This window comes from Cohnella terricola (assembly GCF_007786475.1).
GTDB classification, from domain to species: Bacteria; Bacillota; Bacilli; order Paenibacillales; family Paenibacillaceae; genus Cohnella; species Cohnella terricola.
The window spans coordinates 121,734-138,094 of record NZ_VNJJ01000007.1; the positions used below are offsets into that span (position 1 = coordinate 121,734).

A 16,361-nucleotide genomic window follows, 5' to 3' on the forward strand; every position below is an offset into this window, starting at 1 on the left:
TATGGTAGGGACAGCCGGAATCGAACCGGCGACCTCTCGAATATCAGTCGAGTGCTCTACCTACTGAACTACGTCCCTATATGGCGGTCCCAAGGAGGATTGAACTCCTGACTTCCGCGCTGACAACGCGGCGTTCTTCCACTGAACTATGAGACCATTTGGAGGCGTGGACGGGGCTCGAACCCGCATATCCGGACGTGAAAGGCCCGTGTGTTATACCATTTTCACCACCACGCCAAATGATGGTCGGAACGGCAGGATTCGAACCTGCGTCCTCTTGCTTCCAAGGCAAGCGCTCCAGCCAAGCTGAGCTACGTCCCGATGGCAGGGTTGGCAGGGCTCGAACCTGCGACGACCTGATTAACAGTCAGGTGCTCTACCGTCTGAGCTACAACCCTATGGTAGGGACAGCCGGAATCGAACCGGCGACCTCTCGAATATCAGTCGAGTGCTCTACCTGCTAAACTATGTCCCTATATGGCGGTCCCAAGGAGGATTGAACTCCTGACTTCCGCGCTGACAACGCGGCGTTATCCCACTGAACTATGAGACCATTTGGAGGCGTGGACGGGGTTCGAACCCGCATATCCGGACGTGAAAGGCCCGTGTGTTATACCATTTTCACCACCACGCCAAATGATGGTCGGAACGGCAGGATTCGAACCTGCGTCCTCTTGCTTCCAAGGCAAGCGCTCCAGCCAAGCTGAGCTACGTCCCGATGGAGGATAGGAGCGGGTATTCCCCGCCGATCTGTCGGCCGCCACAAACAGCAGCCTATTTGATATTGCCCATCCATGTGAAGTTTGGTGGGTCCAGAAGGGCTCGAACCTTCGGCCGACCGCTTAAAAGACGGTTGCTCTGCCAACTGAGCTATGGACCCTTATGAGAAAATGGATGCCCGGGCAGGAATCGAACCTGCGATCGATGAGTCAAAGTCATCTGCCTTGCCGCTTGGCTACCGAGCAATATTTGGGGAGACCAACCAGACTCGAACTGGTACTTGCGGAGTCACAATCCGCCGCGTTTGCCTTTTCGCCATGGCCTCCAAAATAAAAAGCTACCTGTTTCCGCCCCCCTCCCCTGTCAACAACAGAGAATGGATAGTTCGGATTCCAGATAGCTCGATTCATATATGAGAGTACACCTTACCCGATGGGTAAAGATCATCCTGCCCACCCTTTAGGTGGGCCGCACCTCAATCGTATAAATCGGCTATCCAGGGCAATCGTCTCCGGCTTATGATCCGGACGCTGCCACTCCAGTGCATACCCCTGCAGATTGTTTTTCATCACTTTCACCTCGCTTTCGTTTGACCGTAGCACGGCCGTTATTTTCACTACGATATGTACTTTGCAGGGGACTAAAAAAGACCCCTGTCGCCTGAGATCCTTTCCTACAGCTGATTTAGCCATAGAAAAAGACCGCTTAGCTTCAAGCAGTCTTTACAAAAACGCCTATGTAGGTCAATCTCGAACGGTGTCAGGCTGTGGAAAACAACCGACGAACCGATACGGATCTGCGTCTGTAAAGAATACTCGTATGAAATTGGATGTAGAAGTCATGCCAATCGTTTCTCTCTTGCTGCTCACGTTTAATCGGATAAGCATTGTTCGTTATTTCTTGTTCCCAATGGAGTCGATTGTTCTCGTGCATGCTTCTGCACTCCTTTCTCGGTTTGAATGTATGCTGGTAATCCTAACATCCCACGTTTAACCATGTCAACCATAAATTATAAAACCAGTTACAGAGGAAAGATTTTGGAAAGGCTTTTGCATGCTGCCCTCGCAATCAAGTGAAAACAGCAGATTGGATTCGAACCAATTTTACGCCACCGAAGTATCCCTTCCATGCGCCTCTGCAATTACGTGAACCCGATCACCTTGCGGCCTCGTATTCATAACCTGATTTTGCCCGAAAAAACAGCCTGCGAACAGGGCGAAAGTATGGCGACAAATTAAATTTTTCCCATTTCCTCCTGCCTCCGGGCTTGATACAATAAACTGCATAATGGTTTTCGGAATAAGTTGGAGGAGACGCAGATGGCTCGAGAAAGCTTCGACAAAGAAATTCAATTCCTTCGCATGCTGGCTCTGGCCGGAGGCGCGTACAGCAGGCAGCAGTTCGCCGATCGGCTTGGCATCTCCGTCCATACCTATGACAAAACGCTCAGGTATCTCAAGGAGATGCTTAGCACGCTTCAACAGGATGGGTCGCAAGAGCACGGAACCGAATTATCCGAAGGACTTCGCTACAATTACTACGAATCCGCAGATCCACTGCTCCTTTTCCTGTTCCGCGCCAAGTCGCTGAAGGAAACGGAAAGCGCTCGGCTTACGCTGTTGTTGACTGCGCTTCAGACTCAAGAACTAACAGCCAAAGACTTACAGGACATCTGCAGCGAGCAATTGCCTGCCGACTTTCCGTTGCCTGACGAGAAAACGGTACGCGGCGACCTGAAATATTTGGTGGAAGTCGGTGTTATCGTCCGTCTTAACGGCGGCCGCCCCTATCGATACAAAGCCGCCAACGATCTGATCGATCGGCTGTCCGACGATGAACTGCTGGACCTGTTCGATTATGTCGACGTTATCGCCAATACACAGGTTCCTTCCGTTCAAGGCTACCTGCTACGGGCCACCTTGAAGAAAGCGCTATTGAAACGGGGCTTTGATCCGGAGGCCACGGAAATTCACCGCTACAAGTACCATTACCACTCGCGCATTCTCGACGAAGCGCATCTGTACACCATTTTCCGAGCAATCCGACAGTGCAGGAAGCTGAATTTCCTCTACCTGTCGCCGAAGAAAGGCAAAAACTACGCTTCTCAAAATACAAACCCGTTATTTGAGCGGGAGTCCGAGGGCGTTGCACAATCGGTGCTCCCCCTTCGAGTCATATATGACCATCAATATGGGCGCTGGTATTTGATCGGACACGGCCCTCGGCTGGGGCTCATGAAATTTCGGATGGAGGGGCTAACCCAGATCGAGGAAGGCGAGTCGGTTTCGGAGGAAGAGTTTGCCGATCGGCTAGCCTCGGCACAAACACAGTTGCAGCAAAGTTGGGTTATCGATACGCTTCGCCCTGTCAAAATAATTGCACGCTTCTTTAACCCCGACCGTTCCGGCGCGAATTTCGTGCGAGAGCGGGTTGAAGCGCAAGGACAATGGGGATCGATTACCGATGAATCCGATTCAACATTCCTATATGAAATCACAGTGAACGGGATTTACGAGATCAAACCATGGCTGAGAAGCTTCGGCTCAAGCTGCGAAGTGTTGGAGCCTGCATGGCTTCGCCAGGAGTTCATTGCGGAGTGGAAGGAGATCCGAGACTACTATGAATCTGTTCGAGAAAATCTTTAACTACCAGATTATTTCCCGTCTCGACGAGACAGGCTCCTTCGCGCTGACGACCCAGGAACGGACATGGCTCAAAATGATGCTGGGACACAGCGCATCGACCGAAGCCTTTACCCCGGATACGCTGGGCAAATTGGACGAGCTCTTACAAACCGAAGACGCCACGGACATTCGCGGCATCATTATCGAGAAGGCCAAAAGCCGGGAGCGGCAAGTGTACCATCCGCTTCTACGTACGCTCCGGCGGATCATCATGCAGAATCTCGGTATCCGTCTCACTTACGGGATTAAACACGGAGGCATCAAATCCAACCAGATCGGCTTCCCATACAAGCTGGAGTACAACATGGTCAAAAGAGAATGGTATCTGCTCTGGTATAACACGCGCCACCACACTTTGATGTCCACCAAGCTGCAAAGCATTGTCGCGATCGAGGAGGCTGTGCTGCCCACGGAGCGGGTAGATGCCTTGAAAGACTTGCTGAACCGTCTGCTAGAAGAACGCAAACAACTCGCCGTCATCCAAGTCGTACAAACCTATAACGCCGAGCTTTCACGCATCTTGTATGCCTTCTCCTGCTTTGAAAAGTCCGTCTCGTATGACGAAGCTTCAAACGTCTACCGAGTGCATGTTTCCTATCTGGGCGACGAAAGCGAATTCCTGTTGTCCAAAATCCGCTTCCTCGGCCTACGCGTAAAAATCGTTGATGGCGACCACCTTAAAGATCGCATGAGAGAATCGGCAGACAAAGCGCTTGCGCGGTATCACTCTACTTTCGTATAACGTTTTACCAAGACCTGCCCTAGCTCCTCCAATTCAAGTAATGCCTGATCTATCGTTACCTTATTCTCTATGACCTCTTTCACTTTCTTATCGCCTTCGGAATACAAATCCAAATAAAACTCCGGATCTAATCCGGTTGGAGCAGGGTCTTCGAATTCAGAATCGCGGGGTCTCAAGGAATAAAAAGCCTTTAGATCGAGATGATTATAGCGAATATTGGCAACCGCCTTACGAATGGGAATTCCCTGACCGGAAAAGGACAAAGCGGCTTTTTCCCCGTTCAGTAGCTTCATGACCTCCCAAGCCAAATCCCGATGCGGGGCATTTACGGATAACCCCATATATTGAAGATAGCGATAATTGTTTCCGACATCAGGCTGTTTCGAATGAATAGGCTCCGAGACCATCGCCCAATCCGCTTTCCGATTGATGATTTGGGCGATCAGCCTATCGTCACCGTAGATCATGGCGATTTTCCCTTCACTAAACTGTTTAATCGGATCTTCACCTGCCGCATCTTGGCCAAAAGGAAATAAGGCCCCTGAGGTAACCGCCTTTGTCACCGTCTCCCATACTTTGACCCATTCCGGCGTACGCAGGGCAAGCTCTTTTTTCGGAGTAAAAAAGCCAATTCCCTGTTCATAGGCCAGGTTCAAAACCGCTGAAAACGTGCTGTTCGCATTGGGAAGATATAGCCCATATTCTTTATTATTATTTATGCTATTGCCTGAGAAACGAGCGGCAGTTAAATAAACTTCCTCCCATGTCATCCCATCGTTAGGCGTTGCTACACCGGCTTGCTGGAAGGCTGATTGATTATAATAAAGCACAGTACTCGTAAAATGAGAGGATAACGCGTACTGCAGTCCATCATCCCCCCGTAACGAGGAAATGAGTTTCGGATCTAATGGATCTTGATCGTATTTGTCTGATTTAATTCCTCTATCAAGCGGAGCTAACCGATTGTCGCTCATCAGCTTCTTAAAGTCGGCTCGCTCCCGAGCGATTATGATATCGGGTAAATAATATTCAATAGCACCACTTAATATCTCCTGATTAGTTAGGTTGCCTTGCTTCGTCTGTTCATTCCTATAGTTCTCATACGGAACGAGCACGACCTCCAGCTTCGGGTACGACCTATTAATTGTTCCGAGATATTCTGTGCGGAATCGCTGTTCATCCGTATCTAGAACGACTAATGTTCCTTGTTCATTATGCTTTTCCTTTGAGATTATCTGACATCCGGACAGAAACATGCCGATTAACAAGAAGGAGATTAGAGCCAAATTTTTGTACATGGGCTACCCCCTTGATCTACTTGAACTTGTTAAATTCCGCTTGCGCTTCCTCCTGAAGCTGCTTGAGCGCTTCGTCCACGCTTAGTGTTCCATCCAGCAGCTTAAGGAAGTAGGCATCAGCTAAAAGGGAGAAGCTGTCTATGAACGAATTGGGAATGTCGTCCCGGTAAAATTCAACGAACTGTCCTTCAGGCGATGGTGGTAGCTCTACAAAAGGCTTAATGAAGCTATCCTCCCCTTGATTCGCATCTATTCGAGCTGGAAGCCCCCCCATACTCATGACTGCAGCAGCTTGCCGTTTCTGCCTCTCTTCGCTAATCAAATAATCAATTAACTGCCAAGCCTCATCTTTGTAGGGAGATGCAGCGCTTATGGCGTAAATGTTTAAGGGCTGCATGGAAATCCCCTCTTTCAGAGTCGGATCGCTTGGCTCCGCTACAACTCCCCATTCGAATCCAACCTTCTGTTCGCTCAAAATATCCTTGAACCCAGGGCTCGCCTTAATCATCGCCGCTTTACCCGATAAGAATAAACCGTATGAATCCTCAGGCTTATAGTAATTGTGGCCCCCACGGTTAACGGACATTTCTTGCGTATTTTCGATGATAGCCCCTGATTTATACCCATCAAGAACCATCTGCCATATTTTTGCCCATGCAGGCGTATGAATTGTTACTATCTTGTCTTTGGCATTTACATATTGTAGCTTAGAGGTCATTCCGATCCCGGAAATGATAGCCCATGCTCTCGTTCTCTCATCCGTACCGGCAAAGTAACCCGCGATTCCCGCGTTGGTATTGGATACCCGGTCAGCTAAGCGCAAAGTTTCTTCCCATGACATCGAGCTCTGCGGGAGAGGTATTTGATTCTTGTTCAAAAGCGTTTTGTTATAATAGATCGCTTCGCTGTACAGATTATCCGCAAGCCCGTATAGCTCATCGCTGCCTTGTATGCGTAACATTGTCAGTAGAGACGGTGAATACGTTGCCTCGTTAAAATCTTTCCTCTTCACTCTCTGCTCTAAAGATGCCAGTTTCCCCTCTCTTGCCAGCTTTATGTACTGAGGTATCTCCAGAAGTAGAACATCTGGCTGTAGCTCTTCAATGGCTTGCAGCGTTTGCTCAAACCTTTGTTTCATTTTTTCCGGGTCGTATCCGTTCATGGGATTCGTTTCGTCTATAGGAGCTACACGTACTAAACGAATGCCCTCATGAGCCCCCGCGAAATCCGTTGCGTAGTCACCATAATTGCCTTCCCAGCTCCAAACCTTTAGCGTAACCGGCTCTTTGATCTTCTCTACCTTGGTGCAAGCCTGAGTTGAGAGTAAGACTGCAATGCCTATCCATCCAATCATGAATTTTCTCTTCATAGACACTCCCCCGGCTTACGCGTTTTTATAAATTATGGTAAATAGTAACCTTTTAAATCTTATCGTTGTGAACCAAAGTATTACAGGGGACATATCATGATAATTAGTTGTTATTCTATTCCGCTTGTTGCATGGATACATAATTTATTTTCATAACCGTTCGGGGATTTGATATTTTGTCATATGTAAAGCAACAAGCCCTAACATTTAGTCAGGGCTTGTTCTTGTGGTGTTGATCATTCTGAATAAAGTATTCCTAACCCTTCCAATCGTTGATTTTTGACTACGGCTATGTTAATAATTTTCGACAAAAAAAAGCCGCCTACTGATGGGCGGTTGGTTGAATTATCGTTCTCCGTTAGGATTTGTGCCCACCCCTACATGAACTATCCTAACCGATAGTTTAACAAAAAAATCAGCACTTATCGTTAGTTACAATTCTAATCACACAACCGTTCTATAGTGAAAAATCGGTAACACCTTTTTTATAGGAAAATTTCAGAGTATATGTTTCATCTTTTCCATAGGGCATTGTAGCAATTTTTATACGAGTATAGTCAAGCCTGCTATCTCTTAAAACTCTTTTCACCAAGGCTATACTCCGATCTTCTTCCGTAATGATACAAAATATATTAAGAGCATATTTTTTCGGGTCGGAAATGTATTTACCCATATCAAAGCCATCAACACAGCCTAAGTTGGCCTCTGTTAGAGATAAGTCCAAGTATTCCATTACTTTATCTCTTAACCAGTTATCACGTTGGCTGCCTTTTGCACTTTTCAGAGGATATTGCACTACTAACCGGAATTTTCCATTCATTCATACTCACCAGCCTATGCATCATTGTGCCGAACCAAGCAGCTCTTAATAAGCCAGCGCGTAGAGGCCGTCAATGTGCGCCAGGTAGCGTACATTGCTCGCCTTCTTCATCAACGATGCCGGCGTACCGCGCAGCTCGATGCCCGTCTCGCCAATCGAACAGATGCCGTCTTTGCGGCCGAGGCTCGCCAGTGTGCCGGAAAATACCGGTTTGAAGTCGTCCGGCTTCATGCCCTTGAAGGTTGCCGCGATATTGACGCCAACCAACTCGCCCATTTGCCAAGCGAGTTGTCCAGTCGGCGGATATGGACGGCCTTCCGGTCCGAAGACAACTGCGCAGTCGCCAGCCAGGTAGACATCAGGGTGCGACGTCGATTGCAGTGCGCTGTTGACTGTTGCGCGGCCGCGATTCACTTCGATGCCGCAGTTCGCTACGAGCGAGTTGCCTTGAACGCCGCCGGTCCATACAATCGTGTTGGACGTAATCGTCTGGCCGTCCTTCAACGTAACAACATTTCCCTTTACTTCCGTAATCGGCAGGCTCGTCAGGAATTCTACGCCGCGGGATTGCAGGCTCGTCATCGCGCGGTCGATCAAGTCCGGCGAGAACATCGGCAGAATCGTAGGCATTGCTTCGACCAGCTTCAACTGGATGTCCGCGAAGTCTACACCGTTCGCCCGGCAGATCGCCGGCAGTTCATCAGCCAGCTCGCCAACAAGCTCGACGCCCGTCAGGCCGCCGCCGCCAATAACGAACGTAGCGTCCTCCGGAGCCTTGGACTTGGCGTATGCTTTTAACCGATCCACGACATGCGCAAAAATCTTGTTCGCGTCGTTGACGGACTTCAGGATCAAGCTGTTTTCTTGCAGTCCGGGAATGCCGAAATAGTTCGTTTCACTGCCTAGAGCGAGCACGAGCGCGTCGTAACGGTAGGAAGAACCATTGCTCAGGCCGACTTTCTTACCTTGAACATCGATCGATTGAATTTCGCCAACGATGACGTTGACACTCTTTTTCTTAAGCAGCTTCTCGAGAGGGAGCGCCACTGCCTTTTCGGACACATTGCCTGCGGCCAGGCGGTGCAGTTCGGTGATGATTTGGTGTGTGCTCGAGCGGTTGATGATCGTAACGTTCGCTTCACCGGCTGTCAGATGGTTTCTTACGGATTGCGCTGCCAGCAAACCGCCGTAACCGCCGCCGAGAATCAGAATTTCCTTACTCATCTGTGTTCCTCCATTCGTCGCCAAATGACGGTCGCTATTATTGTTGTGATCTTCTTTCGCCCAGGATATCTAGATAGGCTTGCCCGAAGCGGAGCATACGCTGCAACTCCGGATCCTTCAGCAATTTGACCATGCCGAATACGCCAATCGTAGGTCCGCCTTGATCCGCACGATCGTTCGCTTCAATTGCCGCAGAAGCGTAATCCTTCACTTTTTCTCCGAGTGGCTTTAGTACCGATTGGAATCCGTCGAGCGTATCCTGTATGAGGACCCTGTCCTTGGCGACTTTTTGCGCGAGATCGTAGATGCCGGACATGACGGTCATCATTTCGGCTAATTTCGGCAGTTGATCCACCAGTGCGGTGATCGCTTGCTGCACTTCCGGTTTCATAAGCTGGTCCAACACTTCGAGCTTCGCTGCCACATCCGTAATTGAAGTTCCTTGATCAATCACTGCTGTTGTTTCCGACATTTTGTTTCCTCCCCCAGATGAAATTATCAAACCGCCAGCTTTGGCTGCAGACCGTTAGCGGCTGAGATGTGAAATTATTCACAATCAATTATATATTTTTATTTTAGCTCATTGTGCGCGTTTCGTACAGATGTAAAATGGCAATCGGATGGGAAATTAGGCGAAAATTGAAAATTATCGAATTAATGAGGTGACTTGTTGGAGCAATAGTTATAAAAATAGACCGATGATTGCTCATCGGCCTTAAAGCTTTTCCTTTCCGGACGGCTATTTGCCTACTGGAATCAAAACGTTGGTCGATATCGAAACCGATTTATCATAAGAGAACCCGTATAACGTCACCTGGTAGGTCATGTTATCCTTTTTATAGACGAACGAAACCTGTGCGTACCCTTTTTGAATTTGCTCAAACAAATCGGCCTTATCGACCGCATCGAACTTTTTCGTTTGATTGTCCTTGTTCACTTGGATTTCAGCTTCGTTCGGCATTCCTAATGCATCCCGGTGGTACTTATTTAACGCCCGTATCACTTCCGCATAATTGTCCTTCGTCAAGTTTAAACGATTGAAACTGATATTGTACTGCAACGCCTTCGTCTGGGAGCTGACCCCGTAAGAGCGGAAGACTTCGATCCCCGACGGACTCTGCTCGCTGTAATAGATCGTCCCGTTGCGGTCCACTTCGACCGGCTTCGCCTTCTCCAAAGCTTGGGCGTCCTGTACCGTTTTCAGCTTGGCCAACGACGCATGATTACCGATGTGATGCGCTTTGAGTTTCTCCTTGAGTTCTTCCACGATGCCCGTATCGATCTTTACCTTGCCCGCATCTGGGCTGGCGGGGCTCCAGGCGCTGTTTACAGGAAGCGGTATGACGATATTTTGCAATGGGAAGGCGCTGCCATCAACCTTGTAATCCTCGGCCACCGCATTGCCGCGCCCGTCTATGGCTCCGCTATGCTGCACGGGAAGCTGAACAAGCGTTTCGCCGGCATACGTCTCTGCGAAAAAATACCGGATGTTATAGAAATAAGGGCCGTTCGGCAGCGGAGCACCCGTGAATGAAAGCTTGGCTTCTTGCTCGCCAGGTTGAATCGTGCCCACCGCTTCCATCATCGCATTCTCATGAATAGAGTAACCGCCGTTTTGCGGTTCATAGATCATCACCTTAACCGTATATGGAAGCGGTTGTTTCAAGGTTACCCCTGCCGGCAGCACCATACGGCCTTGTATGCTCTGGGTCGCTTCCGGCGATAGTACAATCTGGAAGTTGTCCGTCGTCCCGTCCGTGGCTGCAGAATAGTAGACGCCATGCTTGAAACCGCCTTTCCCATCAGGCACAACGTTTTTTCCTGAGATTTGCAATTGTTCTTGGGCATAGCCTTTATCCAATATGAGGGAGAAGCCGGACTCGCGGGCTCCTTTTTTGATTTTCACGACCTGATTGTATTTCAGAAAACGAGCTCCCGGAGCCGGACGTCCCTGCGAAGAGATTGAGATGTTCGCATAAACATCTTCCTTCGCCGCTTCATTGCCGCTCAGCTTAATCGTTCCGACAACGACGGGGTAACCTTTCTCTTTCAATTGCTGCACGGTTTGCGGATCGTTGAACGCATCCGGACTCGCCGGATAAAAACCTTTTCTCCAAATATGGTGCTTCTCTATTTGCCAATCGGCAAGCAGAAAGTTGTCGTATTGCGCAGAGGCGATATTTTCACCGTTGATATTTCCTTGATTCCAAGTCGTATCCAGATGATAGTACTTGCCGCCAAGCTTCACCAAGTTCCAGGCATGTAGCTGCTCGGAATAGTTTAACAGCTCATATCGGTCTATATCGCCGTACGCGTTGACTATACCGCTAATGTATATGACTTCCACGCCCATCTTTTCCAGCAAAATTTTCGCTCCGTAGGCAAAGCCGTTACAGACCGCCTCTCCGTGCAACAGCGCATCGTGAGCCCCCACGTACTTACGGTTGTATTTGACATTCTCGACCAGATATTTGTTGACGGCCAACACTTTCTCGTAATCCGTCATACCCGGGGTACTGATCTGAGCAACAATCCGATCTGCAATTTTATCCACTTGGCGGGTTACAGGCAGGACGGACGCTTTCACCTCTTCCGCCCAAGGCGCTTCGAGGAACGTACCGGTTAATCCAATTTTTTTGCCCTTCGCGTCGAAGAAATCGACTTTGCCTTTCTCTCGGAACACCATTGCCTTGTTATCATATACGATCACATCGTATCGATTGAGCTTGCCTTCGAATACAGTCGCCGGCACTTTCACGATCCCTTGATCCAATCGTGCTTCATATGGGAGCGTGATCGATTTGCCGTTGACTTTAGCCGATTTGCTGTACAACTTGAACTCAAATCTAACCTGGTCGATAGTGAGCACTGCCGTCTTCGTCTTCTGATCGAGCGAATAGGTGCCCTGAAAGATGCTCGCGAGCGGCTTGATCGGAATGAGGAGATGGCCTTCGAAAAGATTAGGCAGTTCGGCTGGCGTCCCCTTGCCTAATTCGTAATAATCGTTATCGACCTGGAAGGCGTTCCGCTTATGGTCCAGCGCAACTCGCTTCGGCATTGTGGCGTTCCTAGTCTGGTCAGTCCGGTTGGCGGCTTTATCATTGTTCGTCTGCACGCTGAGCGCCTCACCGAGCGCGATCTTAGGCGGGGTTGCGGCATGTACGGGATTTGCAAAAATGGCCACTAACATGGTGAAGAATAGCGTAATCTTGACGGACTTCAGCAACATTTCATGGAACCTCCTGAATTTTCTTCCTAATCATCACTAGTTCTTTCGACATTTTTCGCCCCATTCCTCTTAAAAAATATCTAAAGTCGGGTAACTAGGGCAACTCACAAAAAATAATAGTTGCAATAACATCCTATTCGGCGTATCATGCAATTAGTTGCAATAGCATCCTATTGAAGGAGGAGATCATTTTGAGCGAGCATTGGCAGCGGAATGACAAGGAAGCGGAATCACACGGTCAATACATCTCAGCCATCAACCGACACATGCAGATACTGATCTCAGCCGAGCTGGCGCCATATCGAATCGGAAGCGGACAGTACATTTTCCTGATGGCGATTGCGTTTCAGCAACCCATCACCCAGAAGGCGCTAAGCGAGAAACTGCTCATTGACAAAACGACTACCGCCAAAGCGATTGCCAAGCTGGAAGCAGAAGGTTATGTGCGGAGGGAAGCCGATCCCGCCGACAATCGCTATCACCTGCTCTATTTAACGGACTTGGGACGCGAGGTGGTACCTCATGTACAAGAAGCACTGGCCCGCGTGAAGAACAAAACCCGGAAAGATATTACCGATGAGGAGTACGGCTTGTTAATAAGCTTGCTGAAAATCGTGCTTCGAAATCTGACTGAACAGGAGAAGACGTAAGTAGTTACAAAACGAGCTGCGAATTTAGAAAATACGATCAAATCAAAATGAAGGGTGAGATGAAAAGTGATTAACGAAACGTTCCCCTATGAGAAAAAACGAGCTCAAGTATTCAGGTTAGAAATGGCGTATGTAGATGTTGGCAGTGGAAATCCGATCGTATTCCTGCACGGAAATCCATCGTCCTCTTATCTATGGCGCAATATCATTCCTTATGCACAACAATATGGACGCTGCATCGCCCCTGATTTAGTCGGCATGGGAGATTCCGATAAATTACCGGTTAGCGGTCCGGACTCCTACACCTTTGTTGAGCACCGGAAACATCTCGATGAGCTTCTCGACAAACTTGGAATTCATAAAAATATTATCTTCGTGGTACACGATTGGGGTTCGGCTTTGGGCTTTGATTGGGCTCGGCGGCATCCAGGTGCCGTGGACGGTATCGTCTATATGGAAGCGATGATCAAACCACTTAGCTTAAGCGAGATACCCGAACAAGGCCGTAAGATCTTTCAGGCATTGCGATCTCCAGAAGGAGAACAGATGATACTGGAACAAAACTCCTTCCTCAATGTCAATCTTCCCATCAATGTTTTACGCGAGTTGACGAAGGAAGAAGTGGCGCAATATCACCGACCCTTTATAGAACCAGGCGAAGGGCGTCGTCCGATGTTAACTTGGGCGCGACAAGGCGATTCACCGGATGTAATTGACATTGTCACAGCTTATGGAGATTGGTTAGCGCAAAGTTCCATCCCCAAGCTATTCATCCATACAGAACCGGGAAGAACCCCGCAATCCCACCTAGATTTTTGCCGCAGTTGGCCCGAGCAGACAGAAATCACGGTGCCGGGACTTCATTATCCAATGGAAGATGCGCCCGATGAGATCGGGAAAGCTCTTGCTTCTTGGTTGGAAAGGTTGAAGTAAAGTCTAAAAAAGCCGACCTCATGCGGTCGGCTTTCGTGATGGCGGAGGCGAAAATCTTCTAAAAGATTAACTATATCGTCCAAATACCTAACATAAGATAAGTGTTACAATCGAAAAAAATAGTTCATTTATTATCAAATGAGAAAGGAATGATCATTTTGTATATCCCACAAGCTTATCAAATGAAGGATCAAAACACTCTCCTCGAATTTATTAAACAAAACAGTTTCGGGGTACTTATTTCAAAACTAGACAAGATAACCGCAACCCACCTTCCATTTCTAGTAAAAACAATCGGTGAAGACATATATCTTTATAGCCACATGGCGAAAGCAAATCCTCAATGGATGGGATTAGAAGGAGAAGTTCTCGTCGTATTTTCCGGACCACAACGATACATATCCCCGTCCTGGTATGCAGAGCCAAAGGTTCCAACTTGGAACTACTTAGCCGCCCATCTATATGGTGAATTTCAGCTTGTATCCGATGATGCTGAGACTTCAGAGATCCTTTCGAATACTGTTGATTATTATGAATCCGAATTTACTGAACCATGGACATTGGATAAAGTGGATGTTAAATACGTGAGCCAACTCACTAAACATATCGTTGGTTTCAAAATTCGTGTGACCCATTGGGAAGCTGCTTGGAAACTTCATCAAGATTACTCGATTGAAATACAAAAAGGCGTGATAAATGCGCTCTTGCATCAAAATGATGATCATTCAAAAAAAATAGCCGAGTTGATGAAAAAAAACTTAGCACACTAAGGGAGTCCGAAAAGAATGACACCGGATGATTAAAGCACTCGTCTGGCGTAAGGCAGCAATCGAATAACACTTGCGATAACAAAACAAACGGCGACAGAAAGAGCCGAAACGATAACCCATTTTATCATCGCAGGTATGTCGATTCCATGAAAAGCGATTGTCCATCCGACGATAACGGGTGGATGAATCAAATAGACCGTATAAGCATTATCGGATAACCATTTAGAAAATCCATTCGTCGTATTAAATCTACTTTGGAATAATGAAAGCAGGGATATCATAATCCCTAAACAGATAAATGGCTCCCACATCGCGTAGAGGAGTGCCTGGATGTTAAAGCCTCCCTCAAAATGAACGTTTCCCTCTAATCCCCCGGTTAAGATCAGTCCGATAGGCAAAACGGGAACCATACCCATTGCGACCCATTTCCAAATCCGCTGTACACTCGCCGGAATTTGTTCTAACCATCCTTGTCTTTGTGCGATGATGCCTGCAATGAATAGCAAGATATAGGATGGAAAGTAACCCAACTGCAATTCCAATGGGCCTGTGCCCGTGGGATAAACCAGACGTACTGCAAAAGCTATTAATCCAAGAGCAATCGCCACGACAACCAATGTCTTACCGTTTGGAAATAAAATTGATTTCTTCTTAAGCCTATCTCTTGTAACGATTCGAAACAGAACATAGAACAATGTGAAGTATATTGAGGCTTCCAGAAACCAAGTCGGACCAAAAAACGTCCAACGAAAGCTCCAAACGTTATCCTTATAAAACTGAACCCAAGTTTGTTGATCTCGAAATTTTGCAAACCATACCGTCATAGGGCCAATCACAAAATAATAAATAAGCATTGGAATCCCTAGACGTACAAGTCGCCCCCAAAGAAATCGGAAAGCTCCTTTTTTCTCATATGATGTCGGGATAAAATACGAAGAAATAAAGAAGAAGAGTCCCATGAAAAAAGACTGACATACCGCCGTAAAGATCGTTAACAGAACGACGGATGCATTGACCTCACTCTTATCGACGTCCTCTAGAATCCAAGATCCAGCCGCTCCGTAAGCAATAGATGTATGGAATATGATGACCAGTATGGTCAGGAACACTCGTATGTGATCTAGGAAAAATAGACGCCGACTCAATTCATGTAACATCCTTTCCGTTTTCTCATATCATACCATCCCATTGATCCTATCAAGTATACTATGATTCACCACAGATGTAAGGACGAATACTCTTCTCCTGCCGCATGCTGTCGCTGAAGCCGACAATCGGACCATCCTCTTGTCATCCGGCAATGGATGATTCGATTGCGGCTTTCTAGAAAGCTTGCCCGCTCCACTTGATATAGATCATAGATCTGCTGCGTCGAATTGATCGACTCATAGATTTGCGGGTTATGATCATTCGCTAATTGTACGTACGGTAGCTTCTCAACCGCCTTCTTTGAACGAATATTGTGCTTGCGAATCTTCAAATATACCGTTTCGATATGATGTTCAAGAAACAGTTCAGTAAAGAAAGATTCCTTCGCACGCCTATTGTACCCCTGGCCAAAATAAGGGGCTCCTATCCATGTTGCTAAGAATCCCGTTTTATTCACAATATCGTATAACTGAATCGTACCAATCGGATGCCCAAGATCGTTCATAATCGTTCTTGAAATTAAAGTCCCCTGCAGTTCTTGGTCGATCAACTGTTGGGTGACGAATAAATATTCTTCGTAGGATTGGCATTTATACCGAACGTAAGGAAAGACGGTAGGATCCACCATTAAGTTATACAGTGAGTGACATTCATGCAGATCATGTTTTTTAATTATGTGAACTACCACCCTACACCTTATGATTCGAGATTCTCAGACCATCTCAGTATATAAAATGACTTGGGAGGCTATATAAACTCTATTTATGATTAAT

General features: G+C 47.5%; 13 protein-coding genes and 12 tRNA genes. 5 read left to right on the forward strand and 20 right to left on the reverse strand.

The genetic code is table 11. The features are described from left to right. Positions 1 to 2 precede the first annotated feature (2 nt). The 12 genes from FPZ45_RS14235 to FPZ45_RS14290 form a co-directional block, all read right to left on the reverse strand. Positions 3 to 78, reverse strand: a tRNA-Ile gene (locus FPZ45_RS14235). Positions 79 to 81: 3 nt separating this feature from the next. Next, positions 82 to 156 (reverse strand) — tRNA-Asp (locus FPZ45_RS14240). A gap of 3 nt (positions 157 to 159) precedes the next feature. Next, a tRNA-Glu gene (locus FPZ45_RS14245) sits at positions 160 to 237 on the reverse strand. Between the two features lie 6 nt (positions 238 to 243). Further along, positions 244 to 321: transfer RNA gene (locus FPZ45_RS14250), tRNA-Pro, on the reverse strand. A gap of 1 nt (position 322) precedes the next feature. Then, a tRNA-Asn gene (locus FPZ45_RS14255) sits at positions 323 to 398 on the reverse strand. Position 399: 1 nt separating this feature from the next. Further along, positions 400 to 475: transfer RNA gene (locus FPZ45_RS14260), tRNA-Ile, on the reverse strand. Positions 476 to 478: 3 nt separating this feature from the next. After that, a tRNA-Asp gene (locus tag FPZ45_RS14265) sits at positions 479 to 553 on the reverse strand. A gap of 3 nt (positions 554 to 556) precedes the next feature. After that, positions 557 to 634, reverse strand: a tRNA-Glu gene (locus FPZ45_RS14270). A gap of 6 nt (positions 635 to 640) precedes the next feature. Next, positions 641 to 718 (reverse strand) — tRNA-Pro (locus tag FPZ45_RS14275). Positions 719 to 804: 86 nt separating this feature from the next. Beyond that, a tRNA-Lys gene (locus FPZ45_RS14280) sits at positions 805 to 880 on the reverse strand. 11 nt (positions 881 to 891) lie between these two features. Then, positions 892 to 965: transfer RNA gene (locus FPZ45_RS14285), tRNA-Gln, on the reverse strand. Positions 966 to 970: 5 nt separating this feature from the next. Next, positions 971 to 1,045 (reverse strand) — tRNA-His (locus FPZ45_RS14290). A gap of 994 nt (positions 1,046 to 2,039) precedes the next feature. On the opposite strand from FPZ45_RS14290, the gene FPZ45_RS14295 reads away from it, so the two are divergent. Together FPZ45_RS14295 and FPZ45_RS14300 are read left to right on the forward strand one after the other, a co-directional pair. Beyond that, positions 2,040 to 3,365, forward strand: a complete 1,326-nt coding sequence (locus tag FPZ45_RS14295; protein WP_144702939.1) for a helix-turn-helix transcriptional regulator — start codon at positions 2,040 to 2,042, stop codon at positions 3,363 to 3,365. After that, positions 3,340 to 4,146: a WYL domain-containing protein gene (locus FPZ45_RS14300; RefSeq protein WP_144702942.1), complete on the forward strand. Its 807-nt coding sequence runs from the start codon at positions 3,340 to 3,342 to the stop codon at positions 4,144 to 4,146. The genes FPZ45_RS14295 and FPZ45_RS14300 overlap by 26 nt, the downstream gene beginning before the upstream one ends. Here the strand turns inward: FPZ45_RS14300 and FPZ45_RS14305 are convergent. From FPZ45_RS14305 to FPZ45_RS14330, 6 genes are all read right to left on the reverse strand, one after another. Beyond that, complete coding sequence (locus tag FPZ45_RS14305; RefSeq protein ID WP_144702945.1) at positions 4,128 to 5,444, reverse strand: ABC transporter substrate-binding protein; 1,317 nt, start codon at positions 5,442 to 5,444, stop codon at positions 4,128 to 4,130. The two genes, FPZ45_RS14300 and FPZ45_RS14305, sit on opposite strands and share 19 nt — an antisense overlap. 16 nt (positions 5,445 to 5,460) lie before the next feature. Next, positions 5,461 to 6,813 carry an ABC transporter substrate-binding protein gene (locus tag FPZ45_RS14310; protein WP_144702948.1) on the reverse strand — a complete coding sequence of 451 codons (1,353 nt, stop codon included), beginning with the start codon at positions 6,811 to 6,813 and terminating at the stop codon, positions 5,461 to 5,463. A gap of 457 nt (positions 6,814 to 7,270) precedes the next feature. Next, positions 7,271 to 7,633, reverse strand: a complete 363-nt coding sequence (locus FPZ45_RS14315; protein WP_144702951.1) for a hypothetical protein — start codon at positions 7,631 to 7,633, stop codon at positions 7,271 to 7,273. 45 nt (positions 7,634 to 7,678) lie between these two features. Next, the gene (locus FPZ45_RS14320; RefSeq protein WP_144702954.1) at positions 7,679 to 8,857 is read right to left on the reverse strand and encodes an NAD(P)/FAD-dependent oxidoreductase; all 1,179 of its coding nucleotides are present in this window, start codon (positions 8,855 to 8,857) and stop codon (positions 7,679 to 7,681) included. 37 nt (positions 8,858 to 8,894) lie between these two features. Continuing rightward, the gene (locus FPZ45_RS14325) at positions 8,895 to 9,329 is read right to left on the reverse strand and encodes a helical membrane plugin domain-containing protein (RefSeq protein WP_144702957.1); all 435 of its coding nucleotides are present in this window, start codon (positions 9,327 to 9,329) and stop codon (positions 8,895 to 8,897) included. A 267-nt stretch (positions 9,330 to 9,596) separates the two neighbouring features. Continuing rightward, entirely contained in the window at positions 9,597 to 12,086 is a 2,490-nt protein-coding gene (locus tag FPZ45_RS14330) for a transglutaminase domain-containing protein (RefSeq protein ID WP_144702960.1), read from the reverse strand. Between the two features lie 191 nt (positions 12,087 to 12,277). On the opposite strand from FPZ45_RS14330, the gene FPZ45_RS14335 reads away from it, so the two are divergent. From FPZ45_RS14335 to FPZ45_RS14345, 3 genes are all read left to right on the forward strand, one after another. Then, positions 12,278 to 12,736 carry a MarR family winged helix-turn-helix transcriptional regulator gene (locus tag FPZ45_RS14335; protein ID WP_144702963.1) on the forward strand — a complete coding sequence of 153 codons (459 nt, stop codon included), beginning with the start codon at positions 12,278 to 12,280 and terminating at the stop codon, positions 12,734 to 12,736. 66 nt (positions 12,737 to 12,802) lie between these two features. Beyond that, entirely contained in the window at positions 12,803 to 13,669 is an 867-nt protein-coding gene (locus FPZ45_RS14340; RefSeq protein ID WP_144702966.1) for a haloalkane dehalogenase, read from the forward strand. A gap of 149 nt (positions 13,670 to 13,818) precedes the next feature. Beyond that, complete coding sequence (locus tag FPZ45_RS14345; RefSeq protein ID WP_144702968.1) at positions 13,819 to 14,439, forward strand: FMN-binding negative transcriptional regulator; 621 nt, start codon at positions 13,819 to 13,821, stop codon at positions 14,437 to 14,439. 29 nt (positions 14,440 to 14,468) lie between these two features. Here FPZ45_RS14345 and FPZ45_RS14350 read toward each other — a convergent pair whose 3' ends face one another. Together FPZ45_RS14350 and FPZ45_RS14355 are read right to left on the reverse strand one after the other, a co-directional pair. After that, a complete protein-coding gene (locus FPZ45_RS14350) occupies positions 14,469 to 15,584 on the reverse strand; it encodes an acyltransferase family protein (protein WP_186438404.1) in 1,116 nt (371 codons plus the stop codon). A gap of 68 nt (positions 15,585 to 15,652) precedes the next feature. Continuing rightward, on the reverse strand, positions 15,653 to 16,264 hold the full coding sequence (locus FPZ45_RS14355) for a GNAT family N-acetyltransferase (protein WP_144703223.1): 612 nt from the start codon (positions 16,262 to 16,264) through the stop codon (positions 15,653 to 15,655). Positions 16,265 to 16,361 lie beyond the last annotated feature (97 nt).